22 protein-coding genes and 1 pseudogene are annotated in these 24015 nt (G+C 66.8%); 17 read left to right on the top strand and 6 right to left on the bottom strand.

Features of this window, described 5'->3' with window-relative positions; translation table 11 throughout:
* A pseudogene (locus tag MKL20_RS19135) lies at window positions 1-120 on the top strand (IS630 family transposase); the annotation flags it as partial.
* A 137-nt stretch (window positions 121-257) separates the two neighbouring features.
* On the opposite strand, the gene MKL20_RS19130 reads toward MKL20_RS19135, so the two are convergent.
* Together MKL20_RS19130 and MKL20_RS19125 are read right to left on the bottom strand one after the other, a co-directional pair.
* Window positions 258-875, bottom strand: a complete 618-nt coding sequence (locus MKL20_RS19130; RefSeq protein ID WP_244038005.1) for a glutathione S-transferase family protein — start codon at window positions 873-875, stop codon at window positions 258-260.
* Between the two features lie 70 nt (window positions 876-945).
* Window positions 946-1482, bottom strand: a complete 537-nt coding sequence (locus MKL20_RS19125; RefSeq protein ID WP_409568169.1) for an MFS transporter — start codon at window positions 1480-1482, stop codon at window positions 946-948.
* 798 nt (window positions 1483-2280) lie between these two features.
* On the opposite strand from MKL20_RS19125, the gene MKL20_RS19120 reads away from it, so the two are divergent.
* The 3 genes from MKL20_RS19120 to MKL20_RS19110 all read left to right on the top strand — a co-directional run bounded on the left by MKL20_RS19120 (window position 2281) and on the right by MKL20_RS19110 (window position 4692).
* Window positions 2281-2916, top strand: a complete 636-nt coding sequence (locus tag MKL20_RS19120) for a DUF938 domain-containing protein (protein ID WP_244037998.1) — start codon at window positions 2281-2283, stop codon at window positions 2914-2916.
* On the top strand, window positions 2913-3638 hold the full coding sequence (locus MKL20_RS19115; protein ID WP_244037997.1) for an SDR family NAD(P)-dependent oxidoreductase: 726 nt from the start codon (window positions 2913-2915) through the stop codon (window positions 3636-3638). The genes MKL20_RS19120 and MKL20_RS19115 overlap by 4 nt, the downstream gene beginning before the upstream one ends.
* A gap of 418 nt (window positions 3639-4056) precedes the next feature.
* On the top strand, window positions 4057-4692 hold the full coding sequence (locus MKL20_RS19110; protein ID WP_244037996.1) for a carboxymuconolactone decarboxylase family protein: 636 nt from the start codon (window positions 4057-4059) through the stop codon (window positions 4690-4692).
* Between the two features lie 105 nt (window positions 4693-4797).
* Here the strand turns inward: MKL20_RS19110 and MKL20_RS19105 are convergent, their stop codons facing one another.
* Window positions 4798-5508 carry a GntR family transcriptional regulator gene (locus MKL20_RS19105; protein ID WP_244038004.1) on the bottom strand — a complete coding sequence of 237 codons (711 nt, stop codon included), beginning with the start codon at window positions 5506-5508 and terminating at the stop codon, window positions 4798-4800.
* A 112-nt stretch (window positions 5509-5620) separates the two neighbouring features.
* Between MKL20_RS19105 and MKL20_RS19100 the strand changes: the two genes are divergently transcribed.
* The 13 genes from MKL20_RS19100 (at window position 5621) to MKL20_RS19040 (ending at window position 19568) form a co-directional block, all read left to right on the top strand.
* Window positions 5621-6679, top strand: coding sequence for a zinc-dependent alcohol dehydrogenase (locus tag MKL20_RS19100; protein ID WP_244037995.1), 1059 nt, complete (start codon window positions 5621-5623; stop codon window positions 6677-6679).
* Entirely contained in the window at window positions 6676-7692 is a 1017-nt protein-coding gene (locus tag MKL20_RS19095) for an NAD(P)H-quinone oxidoreductase (RefSeq protein ID WP_244037994.1), read from the top strand. The genes MKL20_RS19100 and MKL20_RS19095 overlap by 4 nt, the downstream gene beginning before the upstream one ends.
* Window positions 7692-9419 carry an acetolactate synthase catalytic subunit gene (locus MKL20_RS19090; protein WP_244037993.1) on the top strand — a complete coding sequence of 576 codons (1728 nt, stop codon included), beginning with the start codon at window positions 7692-7694 and terminating at the stop codon, window positions 9417-9419. The genes MKL20_RS19095 and MKL20_RS19090 overlap by 1 nt, the downstream gene beginning before the upstream one ends.
* Before the next feature lie 67 nt (window positions 9420-9486).
* Window positions 9487-10695 (top strand): ABC transporter substrate-binding protein, encoded by a 1209-nt coding sequence (locus MKL20_RS19085; protein ID WP_244037992.1) that lies wholly within the window; start codon window positions 9487-9489, stop codon window positions 10693-10695.
* A gap of 21 nt (window positions 10696-10716) precedes the next feature.
* The gene (locus tag MKL20_RS19080; protein ID WP_244037991.1) at window positions 10717-11604 is read left to right on the top strand and encodes a branched-chain amino acid ABC transporter permease; all 888 of its coding nucleotides are present in this window, start codon (window positions 10717-10719) and stop codon (window positions 11602-11604) included.
* 10 nt (window positions 11605-11614) lie between these two features.
* Entirely contained in the window at window positions 11615-13420 is a 1806-nt protein-coding gene (locus MKL20_RS19075; protein WP_244037990.1) for an ABC transporter permease subunit, read from the top strand.
* Complete coding sequence (locus MKL20_RS19070; RefSeq protein ID WP_244037989.1) at window positions 13407-14111, top strand: ABC transporter ATP-binding protein; 705 nt, start codon at window positions 13407-13409, stop codon at window positions 14109-14111. The genes MKL20_RS19075 and MKL20_RS19070 overlap by 14 nt, the downstream gene beginning before the upstream one ends.
* 1 nt (window position 14112) lies before the next feature.
* Complete coding sequence (fabG, locus tag MKL20_RS19065; RefSeq protein WP_244037988.1) at window positions 14113-14919, top strand: 3-oxoacyl-ACP reductase FabG; 807 nt, start codon at window positions 14113-14115, stop codon at window positions 14917-14919.
* Between the two features lie 41 nt (window positions 14920-14960).
* Complete coding sequence (locus tag MKL20_RS19060) at window positions 14961-15770, top strand: shikimate dehydrogenase family protein (protein WP_244037987.1); 810 nt, start codon at window positions 14961-14963, stop codon at window positions 15768-15770.
* A gap of 10 nt (window positions 15771-15780) precedes the next feature.
* On the top strand, window positions 15781-17403 hold the full coding sequence (locus MKL20_RS19055) for a GMC family oxidoreductase (protein WP_244037986.1): 1623 nt from the start codon (window positions 15781-15783) through the stop codon (window positions 17401-17403).
* 233 nt (window positions 17404-17636) lie between these two features.
* On the top strand, window positions 17637-17921 hold the full coding sequence (gene catC, locus MKL20_RS19050) for a muconolactone Delta-isomerase (protein WP_244037985.1): 285 nt from the start codon (window positions 17637-17639) through the stop codon (window positions 17919-17921).
* Between the two features lie 22 nt (window positions 17922-17943).
* Window positions 17944-18231 carry a YciI family protein gene (locus MKL20_RS19045; RefSeq protein ID WP_244037984.1) on the top strand — a complete coding sequence of 96 codons (288 nt, stop codon included), beginning with the start codon at window positions 17944-17946 and terminating at the stop codon, window positions 18229-18231.
* A 119-nt stretch (window positions 18232-18350) separates the two neighbouring features.
* On the top strand, window positions 18351-19568 hold the full coding sequence (locus MKL20_RS19040; RefSeq protein ID WP_244037983.1) for an ABC transporter substrate-binding protein: 1218 nt from the start codon (window positions 18351-18353) through the stop codon (window positions 19566-19568).
* A 250-nt stretch (window positions 19569-19818) separates the two neighbouring features.
* On the opposite strand, the gene MKL20_RS19035 is transcribed toward MKL20_RS19040, so the two are convergent.
* The 3 genes from MKL20_RS19035 to MKL20_RS19025 all read right to left on the bottom strand — a co-directional run bounded on the left by MKL20_RS19035 (window position 19819) and on the right by MKL20_RS19025 (window position 23949).
* Entirely contained in the window at window positions 19819-20691 is an 873-nt protein-coding gene (locus tag MKL20_RS19035; protein ID WP_244037982.1) for a peptidoglycan-binding domain-containing protein, read from the bottom strand.
* Window positions 20692-21468: 777 nt separating this feature from the next.
* A complete protein-coding gene (locus MKL20_RS19030; RefSeq protein ID WP_244037981.1) occupies window positions 21469-22749 on the bottom strand; it encodes a cytochrome P450 in 1281 nt (426 codons plus the stop codon).
* A 60-nt stretch (window positions 22750-22809) separates the two neighbouring features.
* Window positions 22810-23949: a helix-turn-helix transcriptional regulator gene (locus MKL20_RS19025; protein WP_243962185.1), complete on the bottom strand. Its 1140-nt coding sequence runs from the start codon at window positions 23947-23949 to the stop codon at window positions 22810-22812.
* Window positions 23950-24015 lie beyond the last annotated feature (66 nt).

The raw sequence follows: 24015 nt of genomic DNA, 5'->3' as shown, positions 1-24015 counted from the left end.
CGCGTCTTCAAATCCTACGCCGACATCCTCGACCACTGCTGCGAGGCCTGGAATACCCTCATCAACCGACCCTGGCGCATCATGTCCATTGGACTGCGCGCCTGGGCTCATGGGTTCTGATCAATGAGGATTGGTATTAGCGGCAATGGTCGGCAGCATCTTTCTTCTGACTGCGGACTTTCTGCTTTCGAGCGCGGCGGTGAATTTTCTCTGTCTGAGCGTTCTTCTGAAAGAGCAGTTACGAGATGCCTGCGCCCTCAGCTCAATGCGACCGCGAAGCCACGCTGCACCGCCGGCCGGGCCATCATCATATCGTACCAGCGCTTCACATGCGGGTAGTCGGAGAGATCGACCTGATGACGCTCGTGCCGCCACGCCCAACCCAGAATGGCGAAATCCGAGATCGACAGCGCGTCGGCCACAAACTCCACCGCCGCCAAGCGCCGATCCAGCACGCCGTAGAGCCGGTGGGTCTCCTTCAGGTAGCGCTCCAATCCATAGGCCCGATCCTTCTCCGGGACGCCCAGGAAATGGTGGACCTGCCCCGGCATCGGTCCAAACCCGCCCATCTGCCACATCAGCCACTCCAGCACGGCCATGCGTTGGCGCGGATCGGCCGGCAGGAACCGGCCCGACTTCTCGGCGAGGTACAGCAGGATCGCGCCCGACTCGAACACCGAGATCGGACCGCCGGGCCCGTCCGGATCGACGATGGCGGGGATGCGATTGTTCGGGCTGATCGCCAGGAAGGCCGGATCGAACTGCTCCCCCTTCGTGATGTCGACGGTCCTGACCCGGTAGGGCAGGCTCATCTCCTCCAGGGCGACGCTGATCTTGCGCGCGTTGGGTGTGTTCCAGGCATACAGCTCGATCATCGCGGGGACCTCGATGTGCACGTTCGCATCGCTAACGGCTGCGGCGCAGATGCGCAAAGACGCGCGGATGTCAGGGGGCGACCAGCCCGGATCGCGGCATCGCGCTCACAAGAAGCGCCGCGATCAGGCCGCCGAGCGCCAGCGTCAAGAATGCGGCGACGAACCCGGCGCTGTGGGCCAGGGCGCCGAACACGGTCGGTCCGACGACGATGCCGGCGTACGTGAACAACAGAAGACCGCCGCTCGTCGCCGCATCCACCTCCGCGGGCGCGAGGGCACTCATGATCTCCGCCAGAAAGACCCCGTTCCAGCCTGTGGCCGTCGCGCCGAAGACGATCACCACGGGGATCGACGGCCAGGAGGAGCCGAGCGGAGCGAGCGCGGCAGCGAGGGTACAGCTGAGCGCCATGCCGAGGCTCAGCCCGATCAGCACGTTGCGCGAGGCCTGCGTGCGATCGGCCAGATATCTCCAGGCCGGCCGCCCGAGGATGCCCGCCACTTGGCTCGCCGAGTGGAGGGCACCCGCGGTGGTCAGATCGTGCCCGACGACCCGCACCAAGTAGATCACCAGAAAGGCGCTCAGGACAAGCTGGATGGCTCCGAAGATCGCGGAGGCTGCGGCCAGCCAGCAGCGCCGGGTTGCGGAAGATCAGGTAGAGCGGATCGAGCAGGCGCCGGTTCCGGCCCGGTACGCCAGCGGCGCGCTCCGTCCTGACCAGGGGGGAGGCGGCTGCGAAGGCGCGCGCGGCGAGGGTACTGCCGCCGGCGAGGATCACGCAGGTCCCGTTCCAGTCGAAGCGTGCCAGCAGGAGCAGAACTACGAAACGGTGTTCGAGCCTGCATCAGCTGGGCGGGCCGGGAAACGGCATTGTCGACGCCGAGAACGAGCGCGTGTTCAAGCCCGAAGCTGGCCGGCGGAGCGGTGACGACGGTGGCGGGAGACCGTGCAGGCCGCCGCTAAGCTCTGGTCCCAGCAGCGATATTGCCGCCAAGCGCAAGAAACTAAATTTCCACCAGGAAGGCCTGGTGGAGCGGGCAGTCGGACGCGAACCCGTCTCCGTACGAAATTTCCCTGTCGACCCGGAAATTACAGGGAAACGCGTCGGAAAATCGAGATTCGAACGTGCGTGGGCTCAGATCTTTGCAGCAGGTGCAGGAGCTTGGCGGCATTTTCCCTATCCGATCGAGCAGGGAAGCAAACCAGCGCGTGCAGAGAGGCGCAAGAGGTGAGCAGGAAGCACGATTTCCTGGACTTCCGTCGGTTTGGGAATGGCGCTTTTCCGGAAGCAGAACGGTCGCTTCGCGCGCATGCTGGCCATTCGGGGAGCGTGCGCGAACCGCCAGAAACAGACATGCTGCGGTGGAAGACCACGCGGCCCCAAGGGATCATCGCTTGAAGCCCCCCATGTCGGATGCCCTGTTCTCGCCGGCCGTTGCGCGCAACGCCGCGGCGATCGTCGAAATCTTGAGGCGCGTCGTTCCACCCAGCGGCCTCGTTCTGGAGATCGCAAGCGGATCAGGCGAGCACGCCGTCCACTTCGCCCGGGCGATGCCTGCCCTCGACTGGCAGCCCAGCGATCCGGACGAGGTGGCGCGCCGCAGCATCGTCGCCCATACGCGTGCCTCTGGCCTCGCGAATCTCCGGGCCCCGCTGGCGATCGATGCAACCCGGCAGCTATGGCCGGTGGCGAAGGTCGACGCGATCGTCGCGATCAACATGATCCATATCGCGGCCTGGGACGCGACAACCGGGCTGATGGCCGGCGCGGGTGCGACGCTTCCTGTGGGGGGAATTCTCTACCTCTATGGCCCATTTCGGGAGGATGGTGCCCACACCGCGCCGAGCAACGCCGCGTTCGACGATGGCCTGCGCACGAGGAACGCGTCCTGGGGTGTCCGTGACGTCGAGGCCGTCGCGGTTGCCGCCGACACGCATGGGCTCCATCTCGCCGAGCGCGTCGCGATGCCCGCCAACAACCTCAGCCTGATCTTCCGCAAGCTGGACCGACCCTCTGCGAACGTCGGCAGGGCTTCGCATTGACGGCGCCCGCCTCGACCAGCGCGGTCGTCATCGGCGCCTCGGGCGGGATAGGCCGTGCTCTGGTGTGCGCCCTCGCTGCCAGCGAAGCCTACGCCCCGGTCTTCGCGCTCTCCCGTTCGGAGCCGTCAACTCCCCGAGGCGTTCGCACTGTTCCGATCGACCTCGGCGATGAGGCGACGATCGCTGCGGCTGCGGCCAACGTCAGTGCGGCCGGACCTGTCGGTTTGGTCATCGTCGCAACCGGCATCCTTCATCAGGACGGCGTTTCGCCCGAGAAGACATTCAAGGCGCTCGATCCCGCCGAGATGGCCGCTGTCTTTTCGGTCAACACGATCGGCCCGGCGCTCGTCGCCAAGCATTTCGTGCCGGTGCTGGCGCGCCGGGGACGCTGCGTGTTTGCGGCATTGTCGGCGCGGGTTGGCTCCATCGACGACAACCGGTTGGGCGGCTGGTACTCGTATCGCGCGTCGAAAGCGGCGTTGAACCAGATCCTGCGGACCCTCTCGATCGAAGTGGCTCGCACCCGACCGGAGGCGCTCGTCGTCGGCTTGCATCCGGGTACGGTCGCTTCCGCCTTGTCGCGGCCCTTCCGGTCAGATCCGACTAAGAATGTCGTTCAACCCGACGTGAGCGCGTCCCGTCTTCTACGCGTGCTCGATAGCCTCGGCGTGAAGGATACCGGCGGCGTCTTCGCCTGGGATGGCACGCGGATCCCGGCCTAAACGAGTGAGCGAGATGCGCTCAGTGGTATCCAACTGCCGGGCCGGCAAGCGCGGCTTGCAGTATGTTGATGACGATCGCCCTCGACGGTTGAAACGAGCCCAGTCCGGTCTGTGGGCAGACGCTGTCAGCATCTTGATAGCGAACGCCGCGGCCGCGCAGAATTCGAATCTGGACGCTGCCGGTCAAACAACTTGAATTTCGGGCGGGACGAGCAACTCCATTCCGAGCGCCCTCGCGAAGGCTTCCGGAAGGGCAGCGTGGACGATCTGCATGGCGGGCATTTCAGGCAGGGAGTCGGCATTCAGAGATCAATGCCGCCATGAGGACTGTTCATATTGACGGACGGATAGACACAAACGGTTCGTTTGGCCAACATGACCGTATCCGGTTGCAAAATCCGGAATGGGAGGAGCGCCGATGAAAGTGCTAGTTCTAGCCGCCGTCAGCCTGCTGCTGGCTGCGAACGACACCTCAGTGCAGACCGTCGAGCGTTTCCCGCCTCTGCAACCAGATCAGATGACGGCAGCCCAGAAGAGCGCCGCGGACGCGATCCTCTCCGGACCGCGAAAATCCCTTGACGGCCCGTTCAATGCGTGGCTGCGCTCACCCGAACTCAGCAATCGTCTACAAAAAGTCGGCGAGTACCTCCGGTTCAATACGAGCCTGCCTCGTGATCTCAACGAGTTCGCAATCCTGATCACCGGCCGGGTATGGAGTTCCGGCTATGAATGGTACGCGCATCATCCGCTGGCCATTAAGGCTGGCCTTCGCCCCTCGATCGCCGAGGACTTGAAGGCCGGCCGGCGGCCGGCCAGCATGAGTACCGACGAGGCGCTGATTTACGACTTCTCGACCCAGCTTCATCGTGACAGGCAAGTGTCCGACGCCCTGTACAAGTCGGTGGTCGCCCGGTTCGGAGAACAGGGAGCGATGGATCTCATCGCAGTCAACGGCTACTACGACTTCGTCTGCATGACCTTGAATGTCGCCAAGGTCGAGCCGCCCGCCGACGCGAAGGAAACCTTGCCATCGCCGCCCGTTCCGGCTGACTGATCGAGCCCGATCCACGCGGCGCGGCGGGCAACGCAGAGGTTGCGGCCAGATGCTGGAGGGGCAGGCCAAAGATCTCTTCGGCGGGTCCCAGGCACCCTCCCCGGATCACCCCGCGGGGGACGCGCGGACATGGGCGAACAACCCGCTGCCGCCGCGCTCGATATCCTCTCGGACCGCATCGCGCGCCGCGTCCGAGTTGCCTCGGCGCAAGGCGTCGATGATGCGCCGATGGGGATGGGGCTCCCAATCAGGGACACCGTCGTCATAGAGGTGCGAGAGGATCGGGCCGCATCGCACCCACAGAAGTTCGACGATCTCGGACAGGATCGGCATCCGCCCGAGCCTGCACAGCGACAGGTGGAACTCGGTGTTGAGGTTCACGGCGCGCGCGAAGTCGCGCCGTGCATGACACTGCGCGATCTGCGCGTGGATCGCCTCGAGAGCATCGATCTCCGCTACGGGAGAAGCGATCGCTGCGGCAGCCGCCCGTCCCTCGAGGTCTGTGCGGATCGCCCGGATCTCCAGGAGCTGATCCAGGGCCAGCCTGGGCACAACGACACTGCCGCGCGCATCGAGGGCCAGCGCCTTCTCGGAGACGAGTCTGAGCAGGGCCTCGCGCATTGGTGTCGCGCTGATACCGAACCGGGCCGACATCGGGCGGAGACGCAGGCGCGTGTCTGGTCGCAGCTGCCCGCGCATCAGCGCGACGCGAAGCTCGCGATAGGCGCGCTCGCTCAGGCTCTCCTTGACGATCGGACGGACCCAGTCCGGCAAGATTTCGCCGGTTTCGGGTTCGGACGCCGAAGCGCTTGACATATTCCGCCCCTTTGCGCGATGTTTGTTATAACAAATTACATACTGCGTCGACGGCTCGCACCGCGTCGCGGGCTGCCGGGCCGCGAGGCCGAGCGGTAGACAGGGGACGGAAATGCTTGCGTTGCGCAAGGCGACGGCTGCCTACGGGGCAGACCTCGTCCACGTCGATGCACCGCCCGGCCCGGGCGCGGGCCGCGTGACCATCGCGGTTGCCGCTGCTGGCATCTGCGGCAGCGACATCCACGCCTACGAGTGGACGCCGGGCTACGGCTTCATGACCGCCTTCATGCCGGTCACCCTCGGCCACGAGTTCGCCGGTACGGTCCGGGCTGTGGGAGACGGCGTGACGGCGCTCGCGGTGGGCGACCGGGTCACGTGCTGGCCCACGGTGGCGTGCGGTGACTGCGCGGCCTGCTCCGCCGACCGGCCGCAGGATTGCCAGGGCCGGCGGGTCGTCGGCCTGCACGCCGACGGGGCCTTTGCCCAACAGGTCGTCGTTCCGGCCGCGAATTGCCGCCGTCTCCCTGACGACGTGCCTCTGACCGTCGCGGCCTTGGCCGAGCCCCTGGCGGTGGCGGTCAACGCCGTCGACATGGCGGAGGTGGGGCCTGGCAATCGGGTGGTGGTGCTCGGGCCGGGCCCGATCGGGCTCTGCATTGCCTTCGTGGCGCAGCTCCGGGGCGCGGCCGTGTTGCTCGCCGGCCTCGACGACACCGCCCGCCTCGACCTCGCCCGCCGGATCGGCATCCGCGAGACCACCGATCTCACCGGCGGCAGCCTGGAAGCCGCTGTCCGGCATGCCTTTGGCGGGGAGGCCGACCGGGTGATCGAGGCGACGGGATCAGCCCGGTCGGTGGTCGAGGGGTTGGCCGTGCTGCGTTCTGGCGGCGTGCTGGTGGTGGCCGGAATCCACTCCGGATCCCTCGACCTCGATCTGACCGGCTTCGTTCGCAGCAAGAAGCAGCTTCGTGCGGCCCACGACACCACGGCGCGTGCCTTCGACGAGGCGATCCGCCTTCTCGCCGCCCATGCCGGGACGCTCGCAGCGCTGATCACGCATCGACGCCCCCTCGCCGAAGCCGGGGCGGCGTTCGATCTCGCGCGCAGCCGGCAGGCCATGAAGGTGCTGCTTCTTCCCGAAGCCGTTGCAACGCAGGGGGAGGGGGGATGAGCACCGGGATGCGAGCGGTCATCGCCGCGGGGCCGGGCGGTCCCGAAGTCCTCCGGATCGTCGAGCGACCTCGTCCGGAGCCGGGCCAGGGCCAAGTGCTCGTGCGCGTCGAGGCGGCGGGCATCAACCGGCCGGACGTGATGCAGCGCGAGGGCCGGTACCCACCGCCGCCCGGCGCCTCCGACGTGCTCGGGCTCGAACTCGCCGGCATCGTCGAGGCCCTCGGGCCCGGTGCCGGGCGCTTTCAGCCTGGAGACCGGGTGATGGCGCTGGTGCAGAGCGGCGCTTACGCCGAATGGGCCGTCGTCGACGAGGCCGTCGCGCTTCCCGTGCCGGAAGGCCTCCCGGCGGTCGAGGCGGGCGCAATCCCCGAGACCTATTTCACCGTGTGGAGCAACGTGTTCGAGCGCGCCCGGCTGCAGGCGGGCGAGAGCCTGCTGATCCACGGCGGTTCCTCGGGCATCGGCACGACCGCGATCCTGCTCGCGAAGGCGCGCGGCGCCAAGGTCCTCGTCACCGCGGGCTCGCCGGAGAAGTGCGCGGCCTGCCTGAGGCTCGGCGCGGATACCGCGATCGATTATCGGCAGGACGATTTCGTTGCCGCAGCCAGAGCGGCCACCGGCGGAAGCGGGCCCGACGTGATCCTCGACATGGTCGGCGGCCCGTACATCGCCCGCAATCTCGACGCCGTGGCGGTCGACGGGCGCATCGCGCAGATCGCCTTCCAGCAAGGCTCACGCGTGACGGAGATCGACTTCCAGCCGCTCCTGATGAAGCGGGTGACGCTGACGGGCTCGACGCTGCGGGCCCGTCCAGTCGCCCTGAAGGCGCGCCTCGCCGATGCCCTCGCCGAGCACGTCCTGCCGCTGCTCGCGGCGGGCCGGGCGCGGCCGCCGATCGACTCCGTGTACCCGTTCGACCGGGTCGCCGAGGCCCATGCCCGCATGGATGCGGGCCAGCATATCGGGAAGATCGTCCTGGCGATGGGCGAGACCGTGCGAGGGAGCCGCTGATGTCCGAGATGTTCGAGCGCGCCAACATGACCGGCGCCCACGCCCTCGCCGCCGCGCTCCACCGGCACGGGGTCCGCGACGTGTTCGGCCAGAGCATCCCCTCGGCCCTGTTCCTGGCCGCGCCGCATCACGGCATCCGCCAGATCGGCTACCGCACCGAGAACGCCGGCGCCGCGATGGCCGATGCGTATGCGCGGATCTCCGGCCGCGTCGCGGTGGTCGCGGCCCAGAACGGCCCCGCCGCCACCCTGCTGGTGCCCGGGCTCGCGGAAGCCCTGAAGGCCTCTATTCCGGTCGTGGCGATCGTCCAGGACGTCCACCGCCGCTTCACCGACAGGAACGCCTTCCAGGAACTCGATCACCTCGCCCTGTTCGCGGGCGTCGCCAAATGGGTGCGCCGGGTCGCGGTCGCCGAGCGCATCGACGATTACGTCGACATGGCCTTCGCCGCCGCGGCCTCCGGGCGTCCGGGGCCGGCCGTGCTGCTGGTGCCCCTCGACCTGCTCGACGAGCGCCCCGACTTCGAGGCCGCCGCGCCCCGCCGTTCGGCCAGCCTCGGCACCTACCCCCTCGACCGCACGGTCGCCGATCCGGCCCGGATCGCGCAGGCCGCCGACCTGATCGCCGGAGCGCAGCGCCCGCTGGTGATCGCGGGCGGTGGCGTTCATTCCTCGGGTGCAGGCCCCGAACTGATCGCGCTCCAGGCACTCGGACTGCCGGTTGCCACCACGGTGATGGGCAAGGGCGCCGTCGCCGAGACCGACCCGCTCTCGATCGGCGTGGTCGGCTACTTCATGGCGCCACGGGGGCGCTCGTCTCATCTGCGCACGCTCGTCACGGAGGCCGATGTCGTCCTCCTGGTCGGCAACCGCACCAACCAGAACGGCACCGACAGCTGGTCGCTCTACCCGGAGGGGGCCCGATTCATCCATCTCGACGTGGACGGGGGCGAGGTCGGCCGCAACTACGAGTCCCTGCGCCTCGTTGGCGACGCCAAGCTGACGCTCGCCGCCCTCGCGGAGGCCCTTCGGCAGCGCGATCTGTCCGGGCTCGAGGGCCGCCGCGCGGCTCTCGAAGACACGATCGTCCGTGCCCGTGAGGCCCACGCCGACGACCTGGCCCGCCTCGTCGACATGGAGGCCACACCGATCCGGCCGGAGCGGATCATGGCCGAGATCGACGCGGTGACGACGCCCGAGACAATCGTCGTCGCCGACGCGAGCTACGCCTCGATCTGGATCGCCAACTTCCTCACTGCGCGGACGTCCGGCCAGCGCTTCCTGACACCGCGCGGCATCGCGGGCCTCGGCTGGGGCCTGCCCTTCGCCCTCGGCGCCAAAGCGGCGCGCCCGGAGGCGCCCGTGATCTGCGTGACCGGTGACGGCGGTTTCGGCCATGTCTGGTCGGAGCTGGAGACGGCGCGGCGCATGCGGCTTCCGGTCATCGTCGTCGTCTTGAACAATCAGATCCTCGGCTACCAGAAACACGCGGAGCTGAGCCTGTTCGGCGACTTCACCGACGTCTGCGATTTCGAGGCGGTGGACCATGCCGCGATCGCGCGGGCCTGCGGCTGCGCCGGAACGCGCGTGGAGCGCCCCGGGGATCTTGCGCCAGCGCTGCACGCCGCGCTCGCCAGCGGCGCCGTGACGGTGATCGACGTGATCACCGACCAGCGCGCCTACCCGCCGATCACCAGCTTCGAGGGCAACGACGCGCTCGCCTACTGACGCCGCCGACCGACCCGACGAGAAGGCGCGCGAAGCGCCGGGTCGACGACTGACACGGGAGGAAACGATGAGAGTTCTGGCGCGTGCACTCGCCGCCGCCCTCGCGCTGGGCGCCGCGGCCCAGGCGACGGCCCGGGCCGCCGACGTGACATTCGGCGCGCTCTTCCCGTTCAGCGGGCAACTCGCGCTCCTGGGCGAGGAGAGCGCACGGGGCGTCGAGATCGCCGTCGACGAGATCAACGCCGCGGGCGGCATCCAGGGGCAGAAGGTCGTGCTCGCCCGGGGCGACGCGGTCGACAACAATCAGGCGATCGGCGAGGCGCGCCGCCTCATCTCCCTGGAGCGGGTGGTGGCGATCTTCGGTTCCTATTCGTCGGCTCGCTCGATCGCCGCGAGCCAGGTGGCCGAGCTGTCGGGCATCCCGTATTTCGAGCTCGGCGCGGTGGCCGAGGAGGTGACTGGGCGCGGGCTGCAGTATCTCTACCGCACCAACCCGACGGCCGAGGACATGGCCAAACTCGCGGTCGAGATGATCGTCAACAAGGTCGCGGCCGGGCTCGGCAAGAAGCCCGAGGACCTGAAGATCGGCATCATCTACGAGGATTCGAGCTACGGCACCTCGGTGGCGAGCTTCCAGAAGAAGTATGCCGCCCAGGCCAAGCTCAACGTCGTGACCGTACAGGGCTATCCGGCCGCGACGGTCGACATGTCCTCCCTCGTCCTGGACCTGAAGGGACGCAGCATCGACGTCCTGCTCCAGACCTCCTACCAGAACGATTCCGTCCTGTTCCTCCAGCAGGCCAACGAGGCGGGATTCAAGCCGGGCGCCATCATCGGCGGCGGCGGCGGATACTCGATGCAGCCCACCGCCGACGCGGTCGGGCACAAGGTCATCGAGGGCGTCCTCGACACCGATTTCACCCAGTACCTCGTCAACACGCAGTACACGCCGGGCCTCGAGACCTTCGTGGCGGCCTACCGGAAGAAATACGGCGCCGCGCCGCGCTCCGGGCATTCGCTCAACAACTACGTCGGCGCCAAGCTCATCCTCCAGGCCATCGACAAGGCGAAGGGCTTCGAGCCCGACACCATCGTCAAGGCGGCACAGGGCATCGACGTGAAGGACGGCGTCACCGCGGTCGGCTACGGGTTCAAGTTCGGCAAGAACAACCAGAACGAGCGCGCCGCGATGATGGGCATGCAGTGGCAGGGCGGCAAGCTCGTCACGGTCTATCCCGAGAGCGCCGCCGTCGCGCCGATGCAGACGCGCCGATAACCGCCGTCACGGAGATCGGGGATGGACGTCTTCCTCCAAGTGCTTGCCAACGGCGTGATGCTCGGCGGCCTGTTCGCCATCGTCAGCGTCGGGCTGACTCTGATCTTCGGCATCGTGAAGGTGGTCAACTTCGCCCACGGCGAGTTCCTGATGGTCGGGATGTACCTGACCTACCTTGCCGTGACCGGGCTCGGCCTCCACCCGTTCGCCGCGGTGATCCTCGTCGTCCCCGTCCTGTTCCTGCTGGGCGCCCTGACCCAGCGGTTCCTGATCCAGCCGCTGCTCGCCGCGGGCGATCATCACATCCAGATCTTCGCCACGGTCGGCCTGTCGACGGTGCTGATCAACCTCGCCCTTCTCGTCTTCGGGGCCGACATCGCCAACACGCCGCCGTCGGGCCTGCGCCAGCCGCTGCAGATCGGGCCGGTGCGGGTGCTGCTCGGGCAGATGGTGATCCTCGGCACGGCGATCCTGCTGGTGGCGGGGCTGCAGACCTTCCTGGCGCGGACGCGCACGGGACGGGCGATCCGGGCCGTGGCCCAGAACCGCGCCGCGGCCGAGCTGATGGGCATCGACGTGAACCGGATCTACGCCCTGACCTTTGGGATCGGCGCGGCCTGCGTCGGGGTGGCCGCGGTCCTGATCGCGCCGCTCTATCCGACCTCGCCCAACAGCGGCACCTACTTCGTGCTGATCGCCTTCGTGGTCGTCGTGCTCGGCGGCCTCGGCTCGATCCGCGGCGCTTTCGTCGGGGCGATCCTGATCGGCCTGATCGACAGCGTCACCGGCTTCTATGTCGGCGCCGACATGCGCGAGGTCGCCGTCTTCGGCGTGTTCCTGGCGATCCTGATCCTGAAGCCCTCGGGCCTCTTCGGGCGACAGCTTCGGCTGTCCCACGTCTCGCCGTGAAGGGGCCGCGATGACCGATATCCCGATCCCCGCGACACCGGTCCCCGTGCGCGCCGCGCTCCCGCGCCCGGGCGCGGTGGCGTTGGCCCTCGTTCTCGCGGCGCTCGTGGCCGTCCCGGTGGCGATCGGCAATCCGTTCGTCTACCATGTCTTCATCACGATCTGCGTCTTCGCGGCGCTCTCGACCGCCTGGAACATCGTCGGCGGCTATGCCGGCCAGCTCTCCCTCGGCCACGGCATCTTCTACGGGCTCGGCGCCTATTGCGGCATGCTGCTCGTCGGCGCCGGCATCAGCCCGTGGATCGGCATGGTGGCGGGCGCCGCGCTCGCCATGCTGGTGGCGCTTGCCATCAGCTATCCATGCTTCCGGCTGCACGGGCCGTTCTTCTCGCTGGCGACGATCGCTTTCCTCGAGGTCTTCCGCGTGCTGGCCCTGCATTTCCGGGACCTGACCGGGGGCGCCACCGGGCTGATGATCCCGCTGAAATTCGGCTGGGCGTGGATGGTGTTCCGGGATCGCTGGCCGCCCTTGGCCATCGCCTTCGGGTTGCTGCTGCTGACGCTGGCGGTCGCGTGGTGGATGCGGACCCACCGGATCGGGTTCTACCTCGTCGCGACCCGCGAGCGGGAGTCGGCCGCCCGCGCCGCGGGCGTGCCGACGGTGGGCATGCGGCTCGTGGCCGTGGCGGTGTCGGGGGCGCTGACCGCGATGGTCGGCACCTTCCACGCCATGTATCTGACCTTCATCGAGCCGGCGGCGGTGTTCTCGCTCACCCTGTCGATCCAGATCGCGATGTTCGCTCTGATCGGCGGGCTGGGCACGGTGTTCGGACCGCTGCTCGGCGCGCTCCTCCTCGTGCCGATCACCGAACTCGCCCGAGGCTGGATCGGCGCGAAGGCGCTCGGGCTCCATGGGCTCGTCTACGGCCTCGTGCTGGTGCTCGTCGTCCTGTTCCTGCCCAACGGCCTGATGGGGCTCGTCGCGCGCTTCACACGGACGAAAACCGGCGTCCGCGGGGTACAAGCCAGTGCGGTCGCCGCCGCGCCGCGGGCGGCGGAGCTGCGGCCGGTCGGCGATGCCGTCATCCAGGTCGAGGGTCTGCAGAAGCGCTTCGGCGGCCTGCACGTGACCAACGATGTCGGCTTCACGCTCCGCCAGGGCGAGATTCTCGGCCTGATCGGTCCGAACGGGGCCGGCAAGACCACGGTCTTCAATATGATCTCGGGCTTCCTGAAGCCCGATGCCGGAACGGTGAGCGTCCGCGCGCCGGATGGGACCTGGCACAGACCGGGCCGACCGGCGGACTTCGCCGCCCTTGGCGTCGGCCGGACTTTCCAGATCGTGCAGCCCTTCGCGGCCATGACGGTCGAGGAGAACATCATGGTCGGCGCCTTCTACCGTCACCGTGACGTGCGCGAGGCGCGGGAGGTCGCGCGCGCGACCGCCGAGCGGATGGGGCTCGCGCCCTGGCTCCAAAGTGAGGCCCGCGGCCTCACCATCGGCGGCCTCAAGCGGCTCGAGGTCGCCCGCGTGATGGCGATGCGTCCGCGCGTGCTGCTCCTCGACGAGGTGATGGCCGGCATCAACCAGACCGATGTGCGCCGCGCCATCGACCTGATGCTGTCGATCCGCGATTCCGGCGTCAGCATCATCGCCATCGAACACGTCATGCAGGCGGTGATGGCGCTCTCCGACCGGGTGATCGTCCTGAGTTCCGGGCAGATCATCGCCCAGGGCAGCCCGCAGGACGTCGTAAGGGATCCCGCCGTGATTGAGGCGTATCTCGGCAAGGAGTTCGTCCATGCTCACGCTTGAGTGCGTGGATGCCGGCTACGGCGCGACCAGCATCCTGCACGCCGTGTCGCTGGACGTGCGCGCCGGCGAGGTGGTGACCATCGTCGGCGCCAACGGCGCCGGCAAGACGACGACGCTGCGGACCATCGCCGGCCTGGTGAGGCCGACCCGCGGACGGATCCTGTTCGAGGACGAGGACGTCACACGGCTCTCGGGCCACGAGATGGTGGAGCGGGGCGTCACCCTGATCCCGGAGGGGCGTCAGCTCTTCCCCGAGATGACGGTGCGGGAGAACCTGCTGATGGGCGCCTACCGCCGCGCGGCGCGGGGGCGGCAGGGGGAGACGCTGGCGGAGGTGCTCGACCTGTTCCCGCGGGTGCGCGAGCGCCTCGACCAGAATGCCGGCTCCCTGTCGGGCGGCGAGCAGCAGATGGTGGCCATCGCCCGCGGGATGATGGCGCGCCCCAAGCTCCTGATGTTCGACGAGCCCTCGCTCGGCCTCGCGCCGATCGTGGTGGCGCAGGTCTTCGCGGTCGTCGACCGGATCGTGAAGACCGGCGCCACCGTGCTGATCGTCGAGCAGAACGTGTTCCACACGCTCCAGGTCGCCGATCGGGGCTACGTGCTGGAGAACGGCGAGATCGTGCTCGCCGACGTATCCGCGGCCCTGCTCGACAACGATCACGTGCGTCGCGCCTATCTGGGGATCTGAGATGACCGAGCGGGAGACGAACCCGGACGCGATCGCGCGGCGACCGAGCCATGCCGACCGGCGCGTCCTCGTCACGGGAGCCGGGCGCGGGATCGGCCGCGCGATCGCGGAGGGCTTCGGTGCGCGTGGTGCCCGGGTCGGCGTCGCCGACGTGAACCCGGACGATGTGGTGGCGACGGTCGCGGCCATCGAGATTGCGGGCGGGCGCGCCCTGCCGATGCAGCTCGATGTCGCCGATTATCCGGCGGTCGAGGCGGCCCTGTCCGAGGCCGCCGCCGCGCTGGACGGCGCGTTCGACACGGTGGTCAACAATGCCGGCATCTCGCCCAAGCACGATGGGGCGGCCCACCGCGTCTGGGAGATGGATCCGGCCGAATGGAACCGCGTCGTCGCCGTGAATCTGACTGGGGCGTTCAACACCGTCCGGGCGCTGACGCCGGCGATGTGCGCGGCCGGGCGCGGCTGGATCGTCAACCTGTCCTCGGTGGCGGGCAAGACCTACTCGCCGATCGTCGCCTGCCATTACGCGGCCTCGAAGGCGGGGCTGATCGGCCTCACCAAGCACCTCGCGGCCGAACTCGGCCCGTTCGGCATCCGCGTCAACGCGATCGCGCCGGGCCGGATCGAGACCCCGATGGTCCGGGCGGTGGGCCGCGCGGTCAACGACGAACAGGCTCGCCTGACGCCTATGGGCCGCCTCGGCATCCCTGAGGAGGTCGCGGACCTCGCCCTCTACCTGACTTCTGCGGAAGCCAGCTTCGTCACCGGCCAGACCGTCGACGTGGCCGGCGGCCTGTACATGACGTGAGCCGAGACAGGTCGAGGCAGGGCATGGAAGGGAGGGCGGCCATGGACGGGGCGATCACCGCGACCGGGATCACCGGACGGACCCGGGTCTACGGGATCGTGGCGGACCCGATCTACCACGTGAAGGCGCCCGAGGTGATGGGCGCGCTCTTCGCCCGTCACGGGGTGGACGGCATCCTCGTCCCGCTGCATGTGACCGCGGGCGGCTTGGCCGCCGTGATCGAGGGGCTCCGGCACCTGCGCAATTTCGGCGGCTTCATCGCCACGGTGCCGCACAAGACGGCGATGACCGGCTTGTGCGACGCGCTCACCCGCGAGGCCGAGCAGATCGGGGCCGTGAACTGCGTCCGGCGCGAGGCGGACGGGCGCATGGTCGGCACGATGCTGGACGGCATCGGCTTCGTCGAGGCCCTGCGTGCTTCGGGCGTGGAGCCCCGTGGCCGGAGCGCGGCGCTCGCAGGGGCCGGCGGCGCGGCGAGCGCCATCGCCTTCGCGCTCGCGGAGGCGGGCGTCGCGCGCCTGACGATCCTGAACCGTACCGCCGACCGCGCGCAGGCGCTGGCGGAACGCCTGCGCGCCGCTTACCCCACTCTCGCCGTCGCGGCCGAGGGAGGCCAGGCGGACCATGACCTTCTCGTCAACGGCACATCGCTCGGGATGCGTCCGCAGGACGCCACCCCCTTCGATCTGACCGCCCTCCATGCCGGCCAGTTCGTCGCCGAGGCGATCATGGCGCCCGAGACGACGCCGCTGCTCGCCGCGGCGCAGGCTGCGGGCTGCCGCATCCAGAAGGGCCTGCCGATGCTGGAGCGCCAGATCGCCCTGATGGCCCGCCACATGGGCGCATTGTGAGGCTGGATCGTTGGGACGGATCGATATCGACGCCGCTGCGGCGGGTGACTTCGACTACGTGATCGTGGGCGGCGGCACGGCGGGCTGCGTGCTGGCCAACCGGCTGAGCGAATCCGGGACACACCGGGTGCTGCTCCTGGAGGCGGGGGGACGCGCGCGCAGCCCCTGGGTCTCGATCCCCGCCGGATTCAGCCGCATGCTCCAGCACCCGTCCTACAACTGGCGGTTCCAAACCGAACCGGAGGAGGCGACCGGAGGCCGAGTGATCGCGGTTCCGCGGGGCCGGGGCCTCGGCGGCTCGACGCTGATCAACGGCATGATCTACGTGCGCGGGCAGCCGCAGGATTTCGATGCCTGGGCGCAGGCCGGGTGCCGCGGCTGGAGCTTCGCGGACGTGCTGCCCTACTTCCGCAGACTCGAGGATTATGACGGGCCGCCGGATCCGTTGCGCGCCCGCGGCGGACCGCTGCCCCTCACCGAAGTCGCCGAGCGGCCGGCGATCGCGGAAGCCCTCATCGCCGCCGCGCAGGCGGCCGGATATCCGCGCAATCCCGACTACAACGCGGAGAGACAGGACGGCTTCGGCTATTACCAGGTCAATCAGCGGCGCGGGCGGCGGATCAGCGCCGCCGACGCTTACCTGAGGCCTGCGCTGGGACGCGCGAACCTCGCCGTCGTGACGGACGCGCACGTCCTGCGGCTGACATTCGATCAGGATCGGGCGAGCGGCGTCGCCGCGCTGGTCGGCGGGCGCGAGCGGCTCTTCCGTTGCCGCGGGGAGGTGATCCTCGCCGCCGGGGCGGCCCAGACCCCGCAGATCCTGGAGCTGTCCGGCCTCGGTGATCCGGCGATCCTCGCCGGGCTCGGCGTGACGGTGCGGCGCGCGCTCCCGGGCGTCGGCGCCAACTACATGGACCATTACTGCACGCGCATGAACTGGCGTGTGCGCCTGCCGGTGACGCTGAACGAGCAGACCCGCGGCCTCCGCCTCGGCCTCGCGGCGGCGCGCTACCTCGCCACCCGGCGAGGGATCCTCTCGCTCGGGACCGGCCTCGCCCACGGCTTCGTGCGTACGCGACCGGGGCTCGACGGGCCCGACGTACAGTACTTCTTCATGCACGCGAGCTACGCCAATGCTGCCGAGCGCAAGCTCGATCGCCTGCCCGGCATGACGATCGGCGTCACACAGCTGCGGCCGGAATCGCGCGGCACGATCCACGCCGCCTCGCCTGACCCGCTGACGCCCCCGGCGATCCGCCCGAACTTCCTCGCCACGGAGGAGGACCGCCGTGCGATGGTCGATGGGATGAAGATCGCCCGGTCCATCGTCGCGCAGGCGCCGATGGACCGTTTCCGCGGCGCCGAACTCAACCCGGGCTCGGACTGCCGGACGGATGCGGACTGGCTCGACTTCGCCCGCCGCGACGGTCAGACGATCTACCACATCTGCGGCACCTGCCGCATGGGCGGCGATCCCGAGTCGGTCACGGATCCGCAGCTGCGCGTACGCGGGGTGACGGGGCTTCGCGTGGCCGACGCCTCGGTCATGCCGCGCATCGTCTCCGGGAATACGCAGGCGGCGGTGTTCATGATCGCCGAGAAGGCTTCCGACCTGATCCGCGCCGATGCCTGAAGCATGCCGTTCACCGATAACCCTCCGGGAGCAGCGGCGCGGTGCGGGTCGTACCGGCCCTGCTCAGGCACAAGGCGGCCCACAGCATCGGCCGTGTGGGGCACGAAGGTCCACGTCGGACTCGACGGCACCGCGGCGTTTTGAGTTTAATTTCGTCTGTAGTCTATAGCGTTCACTGCAATGCGTCCGAGGTCGGAAGCGTTCGGAAGCCACGACGATGAAGGATCGGCGTCATGCTCTACATGGTCCACATGCAGGTCAACATCCCGGACGCTTTGCCCAAAGTGGAGGTGGATCGCCTGAAGGCCCAGGAAAAGGCCTATGCGCAAAAGCTGCAGCATGAGGGCACGTGGCGGCACCTTTGGCGCATCGCTGGGCAATATGCCAACTACAGCGTGTTCGACGCTGCCGGCAACGACGAGCTTCACGACATCCTGAGTTTGCTGCCACTCTATCCGTACATGTCGATCAGCGTCACGCCGCTGGCGCAGCATCCTTCGGCCATCGCAGCCAACTGACGGGGCAACGCCCATGCCGTATATGATCGAAACGTTCGACAAGCCCGGAAGCCTCGACCTTCGCAAGGCCAATCGTGCGGAGCATCTCGTCTACCTCGACCGGATTAAGGGCCGGCTCCTGGCCTGTGGCGCGAAACTGAACGACGATGGGAGCGATGCCGGTGGCGGCCTGTACGTCGTCGATGTCGACACCCGCGCGGAAGCCGAGGCACTCATCCAGGCGGACCCGTTTCACAAGGTGGGCTTGTTCGACCGTGTCGAGATCAAGCGCTGGCGCAAGGCCTACCTCGACGGCCGAAGCTATCTTTGAACGGCAGAACGAATGTCTTCTGCCGTAAGCGGTCGCTGACCAGCTTCGCCTGGTTGCGCTGCCCGATCTCTTCAAAGTCGGGAGGTCGCATCGAGAGCAATATAATACGGGAGGATATAATGATCAGTCGTTCCTTGACGGCGGCCGCTGCGTTCGGCGCCGCCGCCCTCACCGTCGTACCGGCATCCGCCCAATATGCCGATGGCGGCATCAAGATCGGCATTCTGACCGACATGTCCGGCGGTTATTCGGATCTCGCCGGCCGGGGATCCGTGACAGCTGCGCAACTCGCGGTGGAGGATTTTGGCCGGCCGATCGATGGCCGAAAGGTCGAGCTGATCTTCGCAGACCATCAAAACAAGGCGGACATCGCCTCGTCGATCGCGCGCCGTTGGTTCGATACAGAGGGTGTCGACGCGATCTTCGATACGAATTCCTCCGTTGCCGGTCTGGCCGTGCGCGAGGTCGCGCGCAGCAAGGGGAAGATCGACATCAATTCCGGTGCCGGCTCCATGGCACTGACCAACGCCGCCTGTTCGCCGACGGGTGCCCACTGGACCTGGGACACGTACTCCCTCGCCGCTGGAACGGCTTCGGCTCTTGCGGACGATCCGAAGAATACATGGTTCTTCATCACGGCCGACTACACCTTCGGGCACGACCTGGAGGCGCAGGTCACCCGCGTCGTCAAGGCCAAGGGCGGCACGGTGCTCGGATCGGTCAAGCACCCGTTCCCCAACCCCGACTTCTCGTCCTACCTGCTGCAGGCGCAGGCCTCGGGGGCAAAGATCATCGGCATGGCCAATGCCGGCGCCGATACGATCAACACGATCAAGCAGGCGAGCGAGTTCGGGATCCTGCAGGGCGGGCAGAGGCTGGGCGGTCTCAATATCTTCCTAACCGACATCTATTCCGTCGGGCTGCCGGCCGCTCAAGGCATGATCCTGACGACGGGTTTCTACTGGGACATGGATGAGCAGACGCGCGCCTTCGCCCGGCGCTTCGGCGAGCGGATGGGCGGCCGGATGCCGACCATGGTGCAAGCCGGCGATTATTCGGCCGTGCTCCACTTCCTCAAGGCGGCCGAGGCCGCCGGGACCGATGACGGCCTGCGGGTCATGGCCAAGATGCGCGAACTGCCGATCCAGGACTTCTTCGCGCGGAACGCCAAGCTGCGCCCGGACGGACGCATGGTGCACGACATGTACCTCGCCCAAGTGAAAGCACCGTCAGAGTCGGCGGGGCCTTGGGATTTCTACAAGATCCTGAAGACCATTCCCGGCGAGCAGGCATTCCGGCCGCTCTCCGAAAGCACGTGCAAGTTGGTGAAGGAGTGATACGCACCTTCGTGCGGATATGAGCTGAACTGCAACAAGGATGGTCGGTTTCTTCGGTTTTGACGCCCGAAGCCGTCCGTCTGCTTTCGGCCAAACCCAGTCGTCTGCTTCGCGCTAAGCTCTTTAGCCTCGACGGCGCCAGGGATTTGTTGGCGGCGGAAGCTTCAAACAGGTGGAATGTCTGAGTTGCGGCACATCGCAGGCCACTCAAGCTGAGGCGCGGTTGATCCGACTGAAAATACGCCGCGTGCTACGATGTCGGCCTAATTGCCCCCGCAGCCCATTTCTCGAATTTTCCGAGCACCCCCCACGCTGTAAGCCCTATAAAAATCGGCATTGTGTAAGGGCTGAGTCCGAAAGCCGGTGTGAGCTGTGCCAGAACTTGACCCAAACCTGTGCTAAGTGGAACCTGTGAGAGTATTTGCGTCACAACAGCCCCTGTGATGCCGATTGCCGACTTCTTGCCAGATAGCAGCTGTCCGATCGTCTCTCCGAGCGCGCCATTGACCTGTCCGAGTGCCGCGCCGTCAGGGCCCGCTGAAGCCAAGCCCGGGGTGGCCCACGCGGTCGCAAATCGCGCCCCGTCGATCTGCCGACGCAAGGCTTGAAGGAGGTCGTCGAGCCGTGCTGCGACATCAATGGGCGGCGTGGCGGGCGTGACATTCGCTGTCGAGATCACCATCGGATGCATCGAGACGGGTTGCGTCGTAGCAGCCGCTTTCATAGCGACGTGGCGCTCCAAGTCATGGATACGTGTCAGCACTGCATTGCCCGGCCCCGCCGGATGCAGCGCTTCTTGGATAGCGGCTATCGTGTGCGCATCTGAGAGGCCAGTATCGTCCAAGCCGCACCGCGCTTGAAATTTCGAAACGGCTGTCATGGTCCGCGGTCCGTTCCGGCCGTCCTCGACGAGGCTCGGCACCGCGCCGAGGCGATTGAGAGATTGCTGAACCCATAGCGTGCTGTCAGCGAGCTCGTCGTCGGGCTCACGTAACACATCGACCTTTATGGATCGCGGCGCCATGAGTTCAATAGATGCGTCGATGTCGATTGAGCTTTTCAAGATCACGGCGGTACCGATTTGTGTGTCGATCGCGTTTGGGTCGAACACGTGGTCACGCACAAACTTTCCACCGCGCGCGCTTGGTGGCCCATAGGCTGTCGATCCGCCCCAAAGATAAGGCGAATTTACCTCCTTGCCGTGGTAGCCGTAGCCGTTGAAGCCTTCGAGCCGATAGAGTGCTCGCGGAGTGCTCCAGTCGCTAACCCCAACCAAGCCCTCAAGACGCAGCGCGTCGATCGCCCCTTCACCAAATGCCTGTGGTCCGGTGAAGGGCCGCGCCCCTTTGGGACAATAGTAGTCCGTCGTTCAAGCGGCTGTCCATTACCGAGATAAGTATCGAAGTTAAAAGACGATTCTCGATAGTGACAGAGCCCAATGAACCACCAGGGCACGCCCGTGCGCGACTCGATTTCCTGGTACCGTGATTTGCCACTGGCGAGTTGCTGCGCCAGCTTGCGCACTAATGCAAGTTTCTCCGGCCGGATCTGAAGCGACGCCCAAATTTGCTCGTAATCGTCCTGAAAATCCTTGAAGGATGGCATGTTGATGCTCCGAGATTTAAGTTGACGAAGCTTTAACAGGGGTGTTTAATTCGGCACCTGGGGAATAGTCAAAATTTAGATGCATCAGGTCGCGGGATGTAATAGTATTTATCTACTAGTTTTGCTGCATACGTGAGAGTTCACATGCATGTTGAGTTCTAGGCAGAGGAATGTTCAGCCAGGGTTTGACCCGGTGAACCAAGCAACGTGACCGTCGGAACTCCGTTCGAAGGCTGCCTCGCCTCGTTCCGTCGTCGTGCTCGTGATCTAGGCGGTGTTTTATTCGTGCGACCGGCTAAGCGAGCTTGGAGGTTTCTATCGACCTTCCATCATAGGAAATCCTGAACGCGGTCGGGAATGGCGTCCCCTCGTCCTCGACGGCGCCGTCGGCCCGCACGTCGTCTCGAAGGAGGATGCGACGAACGATTTCAGGAATCATTGCGCCAGCTACATAGCGGCCAAGGCATTCGTGATGACCCCTGCCGAAATGCAGGTAGGTTTGATCCGGGCGTGTGGGATCAAAGCGTTCCGGTTCGGGCACTCCATTCGGGTCGAACATTGCCGATAGGCTGAGGGGCAAGACGATCTTACCCTTCGCGATACCGGTCTCGTTAGCGCTGCCCCGACCGAGCACATGGTCGGTTTCCGCCTGGCGGAACATGAAGGCGACGATCGGCGCGAAGCGCAGCGCCTCCCATACGTAGCCATCGAAGGCGGCAGGACCGGACCGGGCGGCCGTGCGCGCAGCCTCGTGGATCGCCGGCCGGCTCAGGAGTTCGGCGAGAGCGTTCACCACGGCCTCCGACGTCGTCTCGATGGCCCCGATGAGCAACCCACCGACATTGATGACGACGCGGTCCATACCGAAGCCGGTTGCCACCGGCAGATGCAACCGGAGCAGCCGAGTGAGAACATCGTCGGGCAGATCGGTGCCGGATTCGATGGCCGCGAGGCGCGCCGGGATGATCGATGCGAACGCCGCCCGCATTTCCCCACGTGCCAGATCCGCCGATGCGTGAATCGCGTCTGCATCGGCTCGCTCGTCGAAGGGCAGGTTATTGAACTGGTCGAACTGGTTGGCGTATGACCAGCGCAGAAGGTCGGCATCGGATGCCGCGAACCCGAAAAAGCGCTGTACGATTCGCAAGGGCACCAAACGCGAGATCGACGCGACGACGTCGATGGTTCCGCCGCCTTCTTCAAGGGCTGTGTCGGTGATGTTGCCCGCCAAATCCCGGATAGCCGGGAGGTCGCGCCAGGCCAGCACGGCGCGCATGACCGCCTTATCCCGGTAATTCACCTCCGTGCCGTCGAGCGCCAGCATGAACTCGCCCATCTTGGGCTTGTAGAGCGCGACGGAGAAGACCTGCGGCAAGGACAGGATTTCTTCGACCTCGGCGCGGCCGGCGACCAAGACAACCGCACCGCAATCCAGGGCGGTCCGTCGCGCACGCAACTGCGCGAAGAAGGGTTTCGGCGCGCGGGCGATCCATTCCCGGGCGAACTGCCAGCGCTTCGACACCGGCAGGGCCTCTAAGAATTCGAGGCAGGGTGTCTTGGGAGCGACGGTGCGCATGCGTGCCCTCCAGTGTACTTCGCGGTGAAACTCGAAGGTTCCGTCCTGATGCTCGGTGCGTCAGTTGAGGGAGACGTCCAATCCCTCACGCAGAAGCGCGACGAGTTCGCCCTGCCTATGCGTTTCAGTTTTGGCGAACAGAGCGCGCAATTGTGTGCGGGCGGTCGAGATCGCGATGCCACGGTCCTGGGCATGTGCGTTGAGGGACCGTCCCGAAGCCACTGCGTTGGCGAGAATCGACTCGGCGACAGTCAGCCCGAACAGTTTCTGCAACCGTGCAGCGTTACTTTCCTGGACCTTCTGTGTTCCGGTCCGGATCACGATCGCCAGTTCAGCCTTCACCCTTGACCCGGTACTCGCTGGCCGCTTCGACAGCGGGTGCAACGACACGCGATATAGGACGCCGCTTTCACCGCAGGTCACGGCGATGTGGTCTGCATGTGTGATTGCGACGTCACCGCTTGCAGCCGAGAGCGCCTCGCTGGCGGCGCGCGCTATTCGCCGTCCGGTTTGGCTATCCTTGAAGACGAGGCTGCCCTTAGCGAAAGACACGCCGGTGCGGGACTGTGCAAGCGCTTCGGCGGCGCGGTTGACGTGCGCCACGTGCAGGCGAGAGTCTGTGAGGATCACAGCGGCATCCAGCAGATCCAGGGCGGAAGCGAGATCGGACGTTCGCTCTGACGCCTGCCGCATCAGCGCGTACAACTCGAAGGCCCGGCGCAGATGCGGGACAAGCATTGCCAGGCGCCGCGCCTCGTCAGACCGGAAGGGTCCAGCCGCCTCGCCGCGCATGGCCGCGAGCGTGGCCATGACATCAGCTTCCTTGGCAAAGTAGGTGACGAGGCTGTGCTCGATCTCGAAGGGCTGCACGACTTCCTTGAACAGGGCGGTCTCCCGGAACCGCGCGGCATCGATCCCTTCCTCGGCTCGGATGACCTTGCCCTGGTTCGACAGGATGTAGGGGAGGCGCGGATCCTCGGTGGCATGCCGGTAGAGGAACTCGCGGTACCGCGACCGTTCGAAGCCGGACACCGCCCACATCGGCTTGCGGTTCCCCTCGAGGCTGAACACAGCAAGCTGACCGACACGCCCGCCGACGAACCCCGTCAGATCCTCTAGGAGAGCCGACCATTCTTCCGGTTGGCCGACACGGTCGTAGATTGACCCTACCAGATGCGAATACGCCTCGAGATCCTGCATGGCCACGCTCCACGGTGAGTGCGGAATTTTGAGTGTCGTTAGATCTCCAACCTTCCGGTCAGATCC

This window comes from Methylobacterium sp. E-066 (genome assembly GCF_022829635.1).
Lineage (GTDB): Bacteria > Pseudomonadota > Alphaproteobacteria > Rhizobiales > Beijerinckiaceae > Methylobacterium.
Note: the sequence above shows the minus strand (reverse complement) of the source record. Positions and strands in the feature narration are given on the sequence as shown.

Excerpts from the sequence above, each read along its gene's own strand:
- MKL20_RS19025 (WP_243962185.1), bottom strand. The coding sequence starts at position 23,949 with ATGCAGGATCTCGAGGCGTATTCGCATCTGGTAGGGTCAATCTACGAC.
- fabG (WP_244037988.1), top strand. The coding sequence starts at position 14,113 with ATGACCGAGCGGGAGACGAACCCGGACGCGATCGCGCGGCGACCGAGC.
- MKL20_RS19040 (WP_244037983.1), top strand. The coding sequence starts at position 18,351 with ATGATCAGTCGTTCCTTGACGGCGGCCGCTGCGTTCGGCGCCGCCGCC.
- MKL20_RS19080 (WP_244037991.1), top strand. The coding sequence starts at position 10,717 with ATGGACGTCTTCCTCCAAGTGCTTGCCAACGGCGTGATGCTCGGCGGC.
- MKL20_RS19060 (WP_244037987.1), top strand. The coding sequence starts at position 14,961 with ATGGACGGGGCGATCACCGCGACCGGGATCACCGGACGGACCCGGGTC.
- MKL20_RS19070 (WP_244037989.1), top strand. The coding sequence starts at position 13,407 with ATGCTCACGCTTGAGTGCGTGGATGCCGGCTACGGCGCGACCAGCATC.
- MKL20_RS19130 (WP_244038005.1), bottom strand. The coding sequence starts at position 875 with ATGATCGAGCTGTATGCCTGGAACACACCCAACGCGCGCAAGATCAGC.
- MKL20_RS19120 (WP_244037998.1), top strand. The coding sequence starts at position 2,281 with ATGTCGGATGCCCTGTTCTCGCCGGCCGTTGCGCGCAACGCCGCGGCG.
- MKL20_RS19105 (WP_244038004.1), bottom strand. The coding sequence starts at position 5,508 with ATGTCAAGCGCTTCGGCGTCCGAACCCGAAACCGGCGAAATCTTGCCG.
- MKL20_RS19045 (WP_244037984.1), top strand. The coding sequence starts at position 17,944 with ATGATCGAAACGTTCGACAAGCCCGGAAGCCTCGACCTTCGCAAGGCC.
- MKL20_RS19090 (WP_244037993.1), top strand. The coding sequence starts at position 7,692 with ATGTCCGAGATGTTCGAGCGCGCCAACATGACCGGCGCCCACGCCCTC.
- catC (WP_244037985.1), top strand. The coding sequence starts at position 17,637 with ATGCTCTACATGGTCCACATGCAGGTCAACATCCCGGACGCTTTGCCC.
- MKL20_RS19075 (WP_244037990.1), top strand. The coding sequence starts at position 11,615 with ATGACCGATATCCCGATCCCCGCGACACCGGTCCCCGTGCGCGCCGCG.
- MKL20_RS19100 (WP_244037995.1), top strand. The coding sequence starts at position 5,621 with ATGCTTGCGTTGCGCAAGGCGACGGCTGCCTACGGGGCAGACCTCGTC.
- MKL20_RS19030 (WP_244037981.1), bottom strand. The coding sequence starts at position 22,749 with ATGCGCACCGTCGCTCCCAAGACACCCTGCCTCGAATTCTTAGAGGCC.
- MKL20_RS19085 (WP_244037992.1), top strand. The coding sequence starts at position 9,487 with ATGAGAGTTCTGGCGCGTGCACTCGCCGCCGCCCTCGCGCTGGGCGCC.
- MKL20_RS19095 (WP_244037994.1), top strand. The coding sequence starts at position 6,676 with ATGAGCACCGGGATGCGAGCGGTCATCGCCGCGGGGCCGGGCGGTCCC.
- MKL20_RS19110 (WP_244037996.1), top strand. The coding sequence starts at position 4,057 with ATGAAAGTGCTAGTTCTAGCCGCCGTCAGCCTGCTGCTGGCTGCGAAC.